Source organism: Veillonella parvula, assembly GCF_024461875.1.
Lineage (GTDB): Bacteria > Bacillota > Negativicutes > Veillonellales > Veillonellaceae > Veillonella > Veillonella parvula_I.
The window spans coordinates 1-221 of record NZ_JANGAL010000140.1; the positions used below are offsets into that span (position 1 = coordinate 1).

Here is a 221-nt window from a genome sequence, read left to right on the forward strand (position 1 = left end):
TATTTCTAATTATTTTGCCGAGCTGAGAGGCGACATTATCGGAGCATATTACGGTTTTTATTTTCTGGAATTTACAGATTACTATACGAAAGAATTCAATGATGAGCGGGAAATGTTAAAACTTCTTTATCAGACGCTTCGGGCGCTGACAAATCCGCATATTCCAAACATGCTTATCCGTTACATATTTGAATTGAAAGCGTTGACGATCAACGGACAGG

At 38.0% G+C, this 221-nt stretch carries 1 protein-coding gene; it reads left to right on the plus strand.

Features of this window, described 5'->3' with window-relative positions; genetic code table 11:
- Positions 1–221, plus strand: a 221-nt coding sequence (locus tag NE668_RS10135) for a DNA repair protein RecO C-terminal domain-containing protein (protein WP_256196932.1), incomplete at both ends; no start/stop codon positions are given.